The sequence below is a fragment of the Isoptericola sp. NPDC019571 genome, assembly GCF_044389385.1.
In the GTDB taxonomy this organism is placed as follows: domain Bacteria; phylum Actinomycetota; class Actinomycetes; order Actinomycetales; family Cellulomonadaceae; genus Isoptericola; species Isoptericola nanjingensis.
The window spans coordinates 42,340-56,567 of sequence record NZ_JBIRXZ010000012.1 but is presented as its reverse complement, the minus strand read 5'-3'; the positions used below and the strand labels follow the sequence as shown (position 1 = coordinate 56,567).

Sequence of the window (14,228 nt, the reverse complement as noted above, 5' to 3'; positions counted from 1 at the left end):
GGGCGGGCACCCTGGGGGTCATGTCGACCTCCTCGGTGCCCGCCCTCGTCGTCCCCGCGCCCGGCCCCGCCCGGGGGCGGACGGGCGACGTCCGGGTCACCGTGCGTCCGGGGGAGGACGTGCTCCTGCCGGCGGGGCTGCCGTTCGGCGCGTGCCGGGCGGGGCTCGCCGACCTCCTGCGCCGACCCGAGCTGCGGCACGTCCCGCTGCGCGCCGACGGCGTCCTCGTGTCCGACGACGACGTCGTCGGGCACCGCCCGCTCCTGCCCGGGGCCGCCGTCGCCGTGCACGACGACGGGGGCGGGAACGCGCACGCAGCCTCGGGCACCTTCCGCCCGGCGCCGGCCGTCCTCGACGGGCCGTGGCTCGCCGCCCGCGCCGACGGCCCCGCCGCCGGGGTGACCGTCGCCCTCGCGCCCGGCGGGTCGACGGCGCTGCACCACGACACGGGCCCGCCGTCCCGGGGCGGCCTCGTGGTACGCGTGGACCCGCGGCGGCCAGACCGTGTCACCGTGCGGCTCACGCGCCGCGGCACAGGCACCCGGGCGCCACGCCCGACGGCGCGGCTCGTCCGCGCGACGGGCACCGCTCGACGGCGTGCGCGGGTGGTGAGTCGCCTGCCGCTCCGCTGGCGCCCCGGCAGCGTGCTGGAGGTGACGGGCCCGCGCGGCGTGCGCTCGTGGACGCTGCACCGCTCGGGGACCGTGGCGGCCTGGCTCGATGCCGCCCCCGGCCGTGGCGAGGCCGCCGACGCGGCGGCGCCGTCCGGGCCCGGCGCGGGGATGCTCGCCACCGCCGCGCTGCCCGTCGTGGGGTCGCTGGTCCTCGCCGCGGTGCTGCGGCAGCCGGCGTACGCGCTGTTCTCCCTGCTCGGTGTCGCGACCCTGGTGCCCCAGCTCCTCGCCGCACGACGGCGGCGGCGCGGCGGGTCCGGCCCGTCGCCCACCGCCGGAGCCCCGGCGACCGGCCACGGGACGGAGCCCGGGGACGCCCCGCCCCGCGTCGTGGGCGAGGCGCCCGGCCCGCTGCTCGCCCGGCTGGTCGCGGCCCACCAGGCGTCCGACGGAGCGTGGGGCGCCGCGTGCGCGCGGGCCGCGGCGCGGGCCCGCGCCGGCGGTCACCACGCCGAAGTGTCGCCCCGGGCCGCGACCCCCGGGGCAGCCGGTCAGGGAGGTGGTGCGGTGGTGGTGGGTGCGGTCGCCGAGCTGGTGCCCGACGGCGCGATCGCCGTGGTCGGACCGCGTGCGGACGTGCTCGCGGCCGCGCGGTCGGTGGTCGCCGAGCTCGCCGCGGCCGGCGCGTCCGTGGAGGTCGTCGGCGCGCGCGACGCCTGGTCGTGGTGCCGCTGGCTGCCGACCGCCGGCCCGCCGCTGCTCGTCGTCGACACGCCCGCCGCGGCAGACCGTGCCGCGGTCACCGCGCGGCCCGACGACGTGCTCGCGCGCGGCGGAGCCGTGCTGCTGTGCCTGCCCGACGGCGCGCCCGTGCCGTCGTGGTGCCGCACGACGTGGCGGGTGCGCGCGGGCCGGGTCCGGCGGGCGGCGCCGGACGGCTCCGCCACCACCGGGCCGCTCGTGGGCGTCGACACGGCCTGGGCGGAGCGGGTCGCGCGACTCGTCGCGGGCCTGGCGGGGCTGCGACGGTCGCTGACCACGCTGGACCGGGCGACCGGCCACGACGAGGCGGGCGGGCCCGGCGACGACGGCGACCCGACCGACCCGCGGCTCCCCGCCGTCGTCCCGCTGGTCGACCTGCTCGACGACGCACCCGACCCCGGCGCCGCCTGGGACACCACCACCGGCTGGGCGGTGCCGCTCGGCCGGGACGCCCGCGGTCGGCCCGTGACCTTCGACCTGGTGGCGGACGGGCCCCACCTGCTGGTGGCCGGCACCACGGGGGCGGGGAAGTCCGAGCTGCTGCAGTCGCTCGTGCTGGGGCTCGCGGCGCGGCGGTCCCCGCGTGACCTCGCGCTCGCGCTCGTCGACTTCAAGGGCGGCGCGTCGTTCGGCGCGTGCGGCCGGCTGCCGCACGTCGTCGGCCAGGTGACCGACCTCGACCCCGGGCTGGCGGGCCGCGCCCTGGCCGGCCTCCGCGCGGAGCTGCGCCGGCGCGAGCACGTCCTCGCCCGGCACGGGGCGGCGGACCTCACCGCCCTGCCGCCGGGTGTGCCCGACGCGCCGCCGCGGCTGGTCGTCGTGGTGGACGAGTTCCGGGCCCTCGCCGACGACCTGCCGGACTTCCTGCCCGGTCTGCTGCGCGTGGCCGCGCAGGGGCGCTCCCTGGGCGTGCACCTGGTGCTCGCGACGCAGCGTCCCGCGGGGGCAGTGAGCGCCGACGTGCGGGCCAACGTCTCGGCGCGGCTCGCGCTCCGGGTCGTGGACGCCGCGGACTCGTTCGACGTGGTCGAGACGCCCGCGGCCGCCCGGATCGTGCCGGGGACGCCGGGGCGCGCCGTCCTGCGCCGCGGGTCCGAGCCACCGGTGGCGCTCCAGTGCGCTCATGCCTCGGGGCTCCCCACGACGGCCGAGGACCAGGTGCGGCGCGCTCCGGCCTGGGGTTCGCCGCCGATGGCGGCGCCGTCGGTGCCCGAACCGTGCCAGCGCTCCGCGGGAGCCGGCGCGGCCTCGTGCCCCGTGAACTCGCTCGTCGACTCGCTCGTCGACGCTGCCGCCGCGCGAGGCCTCCGCCCCGGCGCCGCGCCGTGGCTGCCCCCGCTGCCGGAGCGCGTCCAGGTCCGGGACGTCCCCGAGGCCGACGACGACTCCGCGGGCCTCCCCCTCGCGCTGGGCGACGATCCCGACAGCCAGCGCCGGACCGTCGTGCGCTGGGACCCGGGCACGGGGCACCTCGGCGTCGTGGGCCGCGCACGCTCCGGCAGGACGACGGCACTCCTGACGACGGCGGTGGCGGCGCTGGACGCGGGCTGGCACGTGCACGTGCTGGCACCTGCGGCCGCGCTCCCCCGGTTCGCTCGCCTCGCGCGGCACCCGGGCCTCGGTACCCTCGCCGGCCCCGCGGCGCCGCGGCGGGCGGCACGGCTGCTGCGCCTGCTGGCGGCGGACGCGGAGGGGCCGGCACGGGCGCGGACGCTCGTCGTGGTCGACGGCGTCGACGAGCTGCGCGTCGCGCTCGCCGGACCGGACCCGTGGGACCCGCTCGTGCGGGCGCTGGCCTCGCCCGGCGTCGCGTTCGCGCTCGCGTCCGACGGCGCGACGCTCGGCGGGCTCGCCGCGCGGGCCGGGCCGCGGTTGGTGCTGCTCGGCCCCGAGGCGCACGCCGACGTGCTCCTCGGCGCGCCCCCGGGGCTCGCCGGTCGTGGCGGGCCCGCAGGTCGCGGCGCGTGGCTCGCGCGCGAGCAGGTCCTGTGCCAGGTCCTGCTGCCGGGCGAACCGCGCGTCCCCGACGCCGGTCCCGGCGGACGCGCGGCCGGGCGGGGGGCCGCTGCGCCGGTGAAGGTCCGGCCGCTGCCCCCGACGGTCGTGGAGACCGACCTGGCCGCTGCGCCGGGGCGCGGTCCCCGGCACCGTGCCGCCGACCCGCGCGACGTCGGCACGCTGCTCGTCCCCGTCGGGGTCGGGGGCGACGCGGCCGGCCCGGTGGCGCTCGACGTCGGCCGGGGCGCCCTCGTCACCGGACCGCGTGCCAGCGGCCGCACCACCGTCCTGCGGCTCGTCGTCCGGCGGCTGGCGGCGGCGGGACGGCTGGCCGGCGTGGTCTCGCGGGATGCCGCGCTGCGTCAGGACGCCGGCGACGTCCCGGCCGTGGCACCGTCGCCGGCAGCCCTGGCCGGGCTGCTCGCCGGGCTGCCGGACGGGCCACAGGACGGCACGGCGGGACCACCGGGCGACGGGCCCGCGGCCCTCCCCGCCGTCACGGGCCAGGGTCCCGCCGTGCTCGTGGTGGACGACCTCGACGTCCTCGCCCAGCAGCACCCGCTGGAGGCGGAACGGATCTCCGCGCTGACCGACGGGACCGGCCTCGTGCTCGTGGCGGCGGCGAGCTCCACGGGGACGGCGCTGGCGCACCGGGGCGCCCTCGCCGAGCTCCGCGCGCGCCGCACGGGGGTGGTGCTGCACCCGGGCGAGCGGGGGGCGGACGAGCTGCTGGGCGTACCGCTCGCGGACGCCGTCGACCCCGGACCGGCGCGCGCGGGGCGCGGGGCGCTCGTGCAGGCGGGGCGGGTGCAGGTCGTGCAGGTGGCCCGGCCGGACGACGTGGACCCGGCAGCCGCAGACTCAGCCGGACGTCGCCTCGACGACCCGGCGCGTCATCACCGCGACGAGCACCGCCGCGGCGACGAGCAGCAGGCCCAGGCCCGCGAGCACCGCCCAGGCCGCCCCGGCGGTCAGCAGGCTGACACCGACGAGGCCCTGCATGATCTGCCACACGACGATCGGCGCCCGGCCCCCGCGACGCCCCGCCCACAAGGCACGGCAGGACCCGACGAGCAGCCACGCGAGGCCGAGGAAGAAGAGCACGAGGAAGACGCTCACGGCTACGCTGTTGGAGGCGCCGCGCACGACCTCGATCCCGATCATCACGGCAGCCCCGACGAGCAGGACGGCCTCGATCCCGACCCCCGCGGCGACGACCTTCAGGCCCGGCGGGCGGGGCCCCTCCGGAGCACCGTCGGCATCGGACGAGGGGGTGACAGGAGCGCGCATGACACGTCAGAATACGTGCGACCTGCAGTTTCACGACAGTGTGATGAAGCACTCACGCTTCATGCGGGAGAAACTTTCACGTAACCCCTTGTGCGGCGCTTCACGAGGTGTGACGCTGGACGGCAGATCAACCCCCACCCATCGGACCCGGTTTGGCGCGCCCGCACGCGCGCCCCTCTGACGGACCAGGTCCCCCTGCACCGAGGAGATGACATGGACTGGCGCCACAAGGCCGCCTGCCTCGACGAGGACCCTGAGCTCTTCTTCCCCATCGGCAACACCGGCCCCGCCCTCCTGCAGATCGAGGAGGCCAAGGCCGTGTGCCGGCGCTGCGACGTCGTCGACACGTGCCTGAAGTGGGCCATCGAGTCCGGCCAGGACGCCGGCGTCTGGGGCGGCATGAGCGAGGACGAGCGCCGCGCGCTCAAGCGCCGCACCGCGCGCGCCCGCCGCGCCGGCTGACGCACCCCCGCACGACGAGCAAGGGACGGACCGCGACGCGGTCCGTCCCTTCGTCTGTGCCCGTGCCTGTGGCCGTGTCGGTATCGGTGTCCGGGCGCGACGCCCGTCAGTACCCGGAGCGCGCTGCCGACTGACCGTCGCGCAGCTCCAGCTCCAGCACCACCTGGGTGCCGCCGCCGTCGCGCGCCTCCCAGTCGATGGTGCCGCCCAGCTCGTTCGTCACGAGCGTCTGCACGATCTGGGACCCCAGCCCGCTGCGCGACGCGCGCCCCATCGTCGCGATGCCCTCCGGCATCCCCACGCCGTCGTCGGCGACGACCACCCGCATCGAGGCCCCGTCCCGCTGCACGTCGATCTCGACGTTGCCGGACTCACGCCCGGGGAAGCCGTGCTCGACAGCGTTCGTCACCAGCTCGGTGAGCACCAGCGCGAGGGGCGTGGCGTCCTGCGCCGGGACCATGCCGAACGACCCGGTCTGCTGGGTGCGCACCTGCGTGCGCGTCGACGCCACGTCGGCGGCCAGCCGCAGCGCGCGGCTCAGCATGTCGTCGAGCTCCACGTGCTCGTCGAGGGTCTGCGAGAGCGACTCGTGCACCATCGAGATGGTCGCGACCCGGCGCATCGCCTCCTCCAGCGCGGCCCGGGCCTCGGGCACGTCCATCCGGCGGGCCTGCAGCCGCAGCAGCGCGGCCACGGTGGCGAGGTTGTTCTTCACGCGGTGGTGGATCTCGCGGATGGTCGCGTCCTTGGTCATGAGCTCGCGCTCACGACGGCGCAGCTCGGACACGTCGCGGCACAGCAGGACAGCGCCGATGCGCTGCCCGTGGTCCGTGAGCGGCAGGGCGCGCAGCGACAGGGCGACGCCCTTGGCCTCGATGTCGGTGCGCCACGGCGCGCGGCCCATGACGACCAGCGGCAGCGACTCGTCCACCGTGTCCTGGTACTGGACGATGTCGGCGGTCACCTCGACCAGCGACTGCCCGACGAGCGGCCCGATGACCCCGAGCCGGTGGAAGCACGAGAGCGCGTTCGGGCTGGCGTAGAGCACCTCGCCCTCGGAGTTGAGCCGGATCAGCCCGTCGCCGACGCGCGGTGCGCCGCGGCGGGGGCCGGTGGCGGCGTTGGTCGCCGGGTACTCGCCGCGCGCGATCATCGCGAGGATGTCGTCGGCCGACTCCACGTAGTTGAGCTCGAGCCGGCTGGGCGTGCGCCCGGACCCGAGGTTGGTCTGCCGGGCGACGACGGCGATCGGCCGCCCTTCGTGCACCACCGGGACCGCCTCCTCGCGGACGGCGTAGGCGCCGAACCAGCGCGGCTCGCGAGAGCGTTGCGCGCGCACCTCCGTCATGGCGGCCGCGAGCTGCGGGCGCTGCCCGTCGGGGGCGAACGACCCCACGATGTCGTCGTAGTGCACCGTCGCCCCGGTGGACGGGCGGCACTGGGCGAGGGCGACGAAGCCGCCGTCGGACGTAGGGAGCCACAGCACCAGGTCGGCGAAGGCGAGGTCGGACACGAGCTGCCAGTCGCCCACGAGGAGGTGCAGCCACTCGGCGTCTCCCTCGGAGAGGTCGGCGTTCTGGGCGATGAGGTCACTCATGGCGGACACGCCCACCAGCCTACGGGCGCGACCGCTCCGCTCCCGCCTCGGTAGGGTAACCTCGTGCACCTGACCGTGGAGCTGACCTACGCGGCGGACGCGGACGCCGTCGTCGCGATGCTCGCCGACGAGGCGTTCATCCGCTGGCGGGCCCTGCGCGGCCCGGGCGGCCGCGTCGAGCAGACGGACGTGACCGGCAGCCCGGCCGAAGGCTTCACCATCGCGGTGCGACGCACCCTGCCCACGGACCTCATCCCCGCGCAGGTGCGACCGTTCGTCGGCGACCACCTGGAGGTGCGCCAGGCGGAGGTGTGGGAGGCGCCCTCCGGAGGGCTGCGCACCGGGACCATCGCCGTCGAGATCGCCGGGGCACCCGTGCGGGTGACCGGCACGGTCCGCCTCGAGCCGACGACGGACGGCGGCACGCGCCAGGTGTACGACGGCGAGGTCCGCGCGACGGTGCCCCTGTTCGGCGCCGCGGTGGCCGAGGCCGCCGCCCGGGCGGTCCGCTCGACCCTCGAGGCCGAGGGCGCGGCCGGCCAGGAGTGGCTCGCGGCGCAGGCCGCACCGGGTGAAGACCGGTAACGATCCGGACACGCGCTCGCGCCGCAGGCTTCTGACCTGCGCTGACGCGGCCGCTTCCGTCACAGAACGGCATCGACGCCCTCGACGGGCTTGACTTTCGTCACCACCGACGGCGAGCATCATGACCTGGCTGTGGGAGCGCTACCACCATGGAGGTGGGAGCGCTACCAACCCTCCAACTCGTAGGCCCGACCCAGACAAGGGAGTCACCGTGCTCAACAGCACCCGACCCACCCGCCGGACCCGCCGCGTCGTCGCGGCGTCCGCCGGCGTCGCGACCCTCGCCCTCGCCCTCACCGCGTGCGGTGGCGGCTCCGACCCCTCAGACGAGGGCTCCGCCGACAGCAACGAGAAGATCACGCTGACGGTCGCCACCTTCAACGACTTCGGCTACAGCGACGAGCTCCTCGCCAGCTACACCGAGGCGCACCCGAACGTCACGGTCAAGCAGGTCAAGGCCGCGAAGTCCGAGGACGCACGCAACAACCTCACCACGAAGCTCGCTGCCGGCGGCGAGGGCCTGGCCGACATCGAGGCCATCGAGGTCGACTGGCTGCCCGAGCTCATGCAGTACCCCGACCTCTTCGAGGACCTGGCCGACCCGGCGCTCGACGGCCGCTGGCTGGACTGGAAGGTGCAGCAGGCCACCACGACCGACGGCAAGGTCATCGGCTACGGCACCGACATCGGCCCGGAGGCCATCTGCTACCGCGCCGACCTCTTCGAGAAGGCCGGCCTGCCGACCGACCGCGAGAAGGTCGCCGAGCTGCTCGGCGGCGCCGACGCGACGTGGGACAAGTACTTCGAGGTCGGCAAGCAGTTCGTCGCCAAGTCGGACGCCGCCTGGTTCGACGGGGCCGTCCCCACCTACCAGGGCATGGTCAACCAGCTCGAGGACGCCTACGAGGACCCCTCCACGGGCGAGCCGAAGGACCTCAAGACCAACACCGCGGTCAAGGACCTGTACGACCAGGTGCTCACCGCCTCGATCGACGACAAGCTCTCGGCCGGCCTGGAGCAGTGGCAGCCCGACTGGGACGCAGGCTTCCAGAAGGACGCCTTCGCCACCATGCTCTGCCCGGCCTGGATGACCGGTCCGATCGAGGAGCGCTCCGGCGGCGTCGAGGGCTGGGACGTCGCCGACGTCTTCCCCGGCGGCGGCGGCAACTGGGGCGGCTCGTTCCTCACCGTCCCGGCGTCCGGCGACAACGCCGCGGCGGCCAAGGAGCTCGCGGCGTGGCTGACCGACCCGGCGCAGCAGACGACCGCGTTCGAGAACGCGGGAACGTTCCCCTCGCAGGTGGACGCACAGTCCTCCGAGCAGGTGCAGTCGTTCACGAACCCGTTCTTCAACGACGCCCCGGTCGGTCAGGTCTTCTCGGCCCGCGCCGAGGCGATCACGAGCGCGCCGTTCAAGGGCAAGAACTACTTCGGGATCCACCAGTCGGTGCAGAACGCTCTGAACCGTGTGGACCTCAACGGTGACGACCCGGAGAAGAGCTGGGAGGGGGCGCTCGAGGAGGCCGCCTCCGTCATCCAGTGACCCTCTGACCAGTCACTGACCCCCGCGCTGGTCGGGCCTGTCGGGACACCCGTCCCGACAGGCCCGACCAGCGACCGGCAGGCCCGCCCGGCGAGCACAGGAAGCAGCAGATGGCCGTCCTCTCCCCCACCCAGCCCGCGCACCGACGCACCGGGCCTCCGTCCCGACCACCGCGACGCGTCGGGTTCTCTCAGCGGCTCGGCCGCTGGGACGTGAAGCTCTCGCCCTACCTGTACATCTCGCCGTTCTTCCTGCTCTTCGCGATCACGGGGCTCTTCCCGCTCGCGTACACAGCGTTCGTCTCCATGCACGAGTGGAACCTGCTGGGCGGCCAGGGGGACTTCGTCGGGCTGCAGAACTACGCGGAGGTGCTCGCTCAGCCCGTCTTCTGGAAGTCGCTCGTCAACACGTTCTCGATCTTCGTGTTCTCGAGCATCCCGCAGGTGATCCTCGCGATCGTCATCGCGGCGCTGCTCGACCAGAACCTGCGCGCCGCCACCTTCTGGCGGATGGGTGTGCTGATCCCCTACGTCGTCGCGCCGGTCGCGGTCTCCATGATCTTCGGCCGACTGTTCGCCGACGACTACGGCCTCATCAACGAGCTCCTGGGCCTCGTCGGCGTCGACCCGGTCGGCTGGCACAGCGAGCGCATCCCCAGCCACATCGCGATCGCCACGATGGTGAACTTCCGCTGGACCGGCTACAACGCGCTGATCTTCCTCGCGGCGATGCAGGCCGTGCCCCGCGAGCTCTACGAGGCAGCCGTCATCGACGGCGCCGGCCGGGCCCGGCAGTTCTTCTCCATCACCGTGCCGCAGATCCGCGCCACCATCATCTTCATCGTCATCACCTCGACCATCGGCGGCCTGCAGATCTTCGACGAGGTCCGCATGTACGACGCGTACGGCCTCGGCGGCCCCGACAAGGACTGGATGACCACGGTCGTCTACCTGTACGACGTCGCCTGGGGCACCCAGAAGAACTTCGGCCGCGCGGCTGCGATCGCCTGGCTCCTGTTCCTGCTCATCGTCGTGATCGGCATGGTCAACTTCCTCGCGACCCGGCGCATCGCCACGTCCGGCCCGAGGGCGCCGAAGGTGAGCCGGCGGCACACGCAGGCGTTGCTGGCGCAGGCCCGCGCCGCCGCGGCCTCGTCGGCCGGGACGACGACGCGCCCCGCGGGGGCCCCGCCGACGTTCCCCCCGACCGGCACCACCACCGACACGACCACCGACCGGGAGGACCGCCGATGAGCTCCGTCGCCGTCACCGCCCAGACCGCCGGCCAGGGCGCGGCTCGCGCCGCCGCCAAGCGTCGCGACCGCGGCTCGCGAGCCACCCGCTCTGCCCAGCGCCGCCCCGGCACCGTCACCTACGTGCTGCTCGGGATCGCGCTGCTGATCTCGATCTTCCCGTTGTACTTCACGCTGCTGCTCGGGTCGTCCGACCCCGTGTCGATCGCGCAGAACGCCGTGCCGCAGTGGCTGCCGGACGCGAGCCTCTTCCAGCAGTTCGGGGAGGTCATCAGCTCCGACACGATCAACTTCTGGAAGGCGCTCGCGAACTCGGTGATCATCTCGGTGATCACGGCGGCGTCCGTGGTGCTGTTCTCCACGCTCGCCGGGTACTCGTTCGCCAAGCTGCGCTTCCGGGGGCGCGGGCCGCTGCTCGTGTTCGTCATCGCCACGATGGCCGTGCCGACCCAGCTCGGCGTGATCCCGATGTACATCCTCATGACGGACCTCGACTGGATCGGCAAGCTGCAGGCGGTCATCGTGCCAGCCCTGGTCACCGCGTTCGGGGTCTTCTGGATGACCCAGTATCTCTCCGAGGCCCTCCCGTACGAGCTCATCGAGGCCGCCCGCGTGGACGGCGCCTCCATGATCCGCACGTTCTGGTCGATCGCGCTGCCGGCCGCACGCCCGGCCGCCGCGATGCTGGGCCTGTTCACGTTCGTCCAGCAGTGGACCAACTACTTCTGGCCCTCGATCGTGCTCAACCAGGACAACCCGACGCTGCCCCTCGTCGTGCGGTCCCTGCAGTCCAACTACTTCGTGGACTACTCCCTCGTGATGGGCGGCATCTTCCTCGTGACGCTGCCCCTGCTCGTGGTCTTCGCCTTCGTCGGCAAGCAGCTCGTCGCGGGCATCATGGCCGGCGCCGTCAAGGGCTGACCCACCGCTCGTCCGGGCTGACGTCACGCCCGCGCAGCCGCGCCGTCGCGCGGCTGCGTGGGCCCACCACCGATGGAAAGATCCGAACTCATGACCCTCCCCACCCCCGGCGCGCGCCGGGCGGCCCCCGGCACGACCGTGCCGTTCACGCCCAGCGCCCCTCTCACGAGCTCCCCGCACGCCACCGGGGCCGTCACGTTCCCCGACGGCTTCGTCTGGGGCGCGGCCACGGCCGCCTTCCAGATCGAGGGGGCGTCCACGGAGGGCGGCCGCGAGGACTCGGTCTGGGACGCGTTCTGCCGCATCCCCGGCGCCGTCGTGAACGGCGACGACGGATCGGTGGCCGACGACCACTACCACCGCTACCCCGAGGACGTGGCGCTCATGAAGCGCCTGAACCTCGACGCGTACCGGTTCTCGACGTCGTGGGCCCGGGTGGTTCCCGACGGGAAGACCGTCAACCAGGAAGGGCTGGACTTCTACTCCCGCCTGGTCGACGAGCTGCTCGCCGCCGACGTGCTGCCCTGGCTGACGCTGTACCACTGGGACCTGCCCCAGGCGCTGGAGGAGCTGGGCGGCTGGCCGAACCGGGACACCGCGGCCCGGTTCGTCGACTACGCCGTGACGATGCACGACGCGCTCGGCGACCGGGTGAAGGTCTGGACGACGCTCAACGAGCCGTGGTGCTCCGCGTTCCTCGGCTACACCGCCGGGGCGCACGCCCCCGGACGCAAGTCCCCCGCGGACGGCCTCGCCGCGGCCCACCACCTCATGCTCGCCCACGGCGGCGCCGTCGAGGCGCTGCGCGAGCGGGACCCGGAGGCCGTGCTCGGCCTCACGCTCAACTTCACCGTGTCCGACCCGGTCGACCCGACGGACCCGGCCGACGTCGACGTCGCGCGCCGCGACGACGGCATGTTCAACCGCTTCTTCCTCGACCCGATCCTGCGCGGCGCCTACCCGCAGGACCTGCTCGACGACGTCGCGCACCTCGGGTTCGCCGACCTCGTGCGCGAGGGCGACCTCGAGGTGATCTCCACGCCGATCGACGTGCTCGGCGTCAACTACTACAACGGCGGCGCGGTCTCGGCCCGACCGCAGGGCGCCGCCGGCGAGACCCCGGCGGGCACGGCCGACCCCGGCGGCGAGCGCGTCGACGCCGCGGTGTGGGAGACCCGCTCCCCCCACCCGGTGCCCGACGGCATCTACCACCACAGCCGCGGCCTGCCCCTCACGGACATGGGCTGGGAGGTGCAGCCGGAGGGTCTCACCCGCCTGCTGACGCGGCTGCAGCGCGACTACACCGGGCCCCGCGGCACGTCGATGTACGTCACCGAGAACGGCGCCGCGTACCCCGACGTCGTGCAGGCCGACGGGAGCGTCGACGACCCGGACCGCCTCGCGTTCGTCGACGTGCACCTGCGCGCCGTCCGCGACGCGATCGACGCCGGCGCCGACGTGCGCGGCTACTTCGCCTGGTCGCTGCTGGACAACTTCGAGTGGGCCCTCGGCTACTCCAAGCGCTTCGGCCTGGTGCACGTGGACTACGAGACGCAGGAGCGGACCGTCAAGTCCTCCGGCCGCTGGTACGCCGACGTCGCCCGCTCGGGCGTCGTGCCGGCCCGCGACGGCGCGGACGCAGAGTAGTCTCCCGACGTGGTCATCGAGCATGCCAGCCCGACGCTGGACGACGTCGCCCGGGCTGCGGGGGTCTCGCGGTCCACGGCCTCGCGCGCCATCAACGGCGGTGACCGGGTGTCGCCCGAGGCGCAGACCGCCGTCGACGACGCCGTCGCCCGGCTCGGGTACGCCCCGAACCGGGCGGCCCGCTCGCTGGTCACCCGGCGCACCGACTCGATCGCCCTCGTGGTGCCCGAGCCCGACGCCCGCATCCTCACCGACCCGTTCCTCGCGGGCGTGCTGCGCGGCGTCAGCGAGGGCCTGACCGGCACCGAGCTGCAGCTCGTGCTGCTGCTCGCCCGCGCGGGCGAGCCCCCGGGCCACATCGCGCGATACCTGCGGTCGGGGCACGTGGACGGCGTCATCGTCGCGTCGCACCACAAGGAGGACCAGCTCGAGTCCGAGCTCATGCGGTCGCACCTCCCGTCGGTCTTCGTCGGGCGGCCGTTCGACACCGAGTCCCTGCACTTCGTCGACGTGGACAACGCCTCGGGCGGGCGCACCGCCACCCAGCGCCTCGTGGACCGCGGCTGCACGCGCGTCGCCACGATCACCGGCCCGCTCGACATGACCGCGGCCGTCGACCGTCACGAGGCCTGGCGGCACACGCTCGAGGACGCCGGGCTGCCGGCCGTCGCCGTCGAGAACGGCGACTTCACGGTGGCGGGCGGGGCGGCCGCGATGGAGCGGATCCTGGCGCGGCACCCCGACGTCGACGGCGTCTTCGCCGCGTCGGACCTCATGGCCACGGGCGCGCTCCAGGTGCTGCGCGAGGCCGGCAGGAGCGTGCCCGACGACGTCGCCATCGTGGGCTTCGACGCCCTCGGCGCGGAGCGGACGACGCCGCGCCTGACGACCGTGCTGCAGCCCGTGGTCGAGATGGTCACGGCCGCGACGGCGACGCTGCTCGACGTGCTCGCGGGCCACGAGCCGCCCGTGCGGACGCAGATCTTCGTGCCCCGGCTGATCGAGGGCGAGTCCGCCTGACGGCCGCTACCGTGCCCGGGAGGGCGGCGGCACCGCGCCGCCGCGACGCGACGGAGGCGGCGTGAGCGACGCACCCACGGTCCAGACCTTCACCACGACCCTGCTCGCGACGGGCGGCAGCAACGTCGGACTGCCCGTGCCCGACGACGTCGTCGCGGCGTTCGACCGCGGCCGGCGCGTCCCCGTGGTCGTGACCGTCGACGGCGGCTTCACGTACCGCAACACCATCTCGTCGATGGGCGGCCGGTTCCTCGTCTCGTTCAACGCCGAGACCCGCGCGGCCACCGGCCGCGGCGCCGGCGACGAGGTCGAGGTGCGGCTCGAGGTCGACGACGCGCCCCGCACCGTCGAGGTGCCGCCCGCGCTGGCGGCCGCGCTCGCCGCCGACCCGGCGGCCACCGCCGCCTGGGCGAGGCTCTCGCCGAGCAGGCAGAAGGCGCACGCCCTGAGCGTGGACGGCGCCAGGACCGACGAGACGCGCGACCGCCGGGTCGCGAAGGTGCTGGAGTCGCTCGCCGGCTGACCGCGCGTCCCGCC

The 14,228-nt window shown here is 74.9% G+C and carries 10 protein-coding genes; 9 read left to right on the top strand and 1 reads right to left on the bottom strand.

Features of this window, described 5'->3' with window-relative positions; translation table 11 throughout:
- The first annotated feature begins 20 nt into the window (after positions 1-20).
- Both ACH443_RS18690 and ACH443_RS18685 read left to right on the top strand, forming a co-directional pair.
- Positions 21-4,748 (top strand): FtsK/SpoIIIE domain-containing protein, encoded by a 4,728-nt coding sequence (locus ACH443_RS18690; protein WP_430591153.1) that lies wholly within the window; start codon positions 21-23, stop codon positions 4,746-4,748.
- 129 nt (positions 4,749-4,877) lie between these two features.
- Positions 4,878-5,126, top strand: a complete 249-nt coding sequence (locus tag ACH443_RS18685; protein ID WP_166849954.1) for a WhiB family transcriptional regulator — start codon at positions 4,878-4,880, stop codon at positions 5,124-5,126.
- 106 nt (positions 5,127-5,232) lie between these two features.
- Here the strand turns inward: ACH443_RS18685 and ACH443_RS18680 are convergent, their stop codons facing one another.
- Positions 5,233-6,723: a sensor histidine kinase gene (locus tag ACH443_RS18680; protein WP_429764652.1), complete on the bottom strand. Its 1,491-nt coding sequence runs from the start codon at positions 6,721-6,723 to the stop codon at positions 5,233-5,235.
- 63 nt (positions 6,724-6,786) lie between these two features.
- Between ACH443_RS18680 and ACH443_RS18675 the strand changes: the two genes are divergently transcribed.
- From ACH443_RS18675 to ACH443_RS18645, 7 genes are all read left to right on the top strand, one after another.
- Complete coding sequence (locus ACH443_RS18675) at positions 6,787-7,308, top strand: DUF2505 domain-containing protein (RefSeq protein ID WP_429764580.1); 522 nt, start codon at positions 6,787-6,789, stop codon at positions 7,306-7,308.
- A 211-nt stretch (positions 7,309-7,519) separates the two neighbouring features.
- On the top strand, positions 7,520-8,851 hold the full coding sequence (locus ACH443_RS18670) for an ABC transporter substrate-binding protein (protein WP_429764579.1): 1,332 nt from the start codon (positions 7,520-7,522) through the stop codon (positions 8,849-8,851).
- Between the two features lie 110 nt (positions 8,852-8,961).
- Positions 8,962-10,104: a carbohydrate ABC transporter permease gene (locus ACH443_RS18665; RefSeq protein ID WP_430591152.1), complete on the top strand. Its 1,143-nt coding sequence runs from the start codon at positions 8,962-8,964 to the stop codon at positions 10,102-10,104.
- The gene (locus ACH443_RS18660; protein ID WP_430591151.1) at positions 10,101-11,024 is read left to right on the top strand and encodes a carbohydrate ABC transporter permease; all 924 of its coding nucleotides are present in this window, start codon (positions 10,101-10,103) and stop codon (positions 11,022-11,024) included. Before ACH443_RS18665 ends, ACH443_RS18660 begins: the two co-directional genes overlap by 4 nt.
- Before the next feature lie 90 nt (positions 11,025-11,114).
- The gene (locus tag ACH443_RS18655; RefSeq protein ID WP_430591150.1) at positions 11,115-12,671 is read left to right on the top strand and encodes a glycoside hydrolase family 1 protein; all 1,557 of its coding nucleotides are present in this window, start codon (positions 11,115-11,117) and stop codon (positions 12,669-12,671) included.
- A gap of 9 nt (positions 12,672-12,680) precedes the next feature.
- A complete protein-coding gene (locus ACH443_RS18650) occupies positions 12,681-13,691 on the top strand; it encodes a LacI family DNA-binding transcriptional regulator (protein WP_429764575.1) in 1,011 nt (336 codons plus the stop codon).
- Between the two features lie 61 nt (positions 13,692-13,752).
- Positions 13,753-14,214, top strand: coding sequence for a YdeI/OmpD-associated family protein (locus ACH443_RS18645; RefSeq protein ID WP_430591149.1), 462 nt, complete (start codon positions 13,753-13,755; stop codon positions 14,212-14,214).
- The last annotated feature ends 14 nt before the right edge of the window (positions 14,215-14,228 follow it).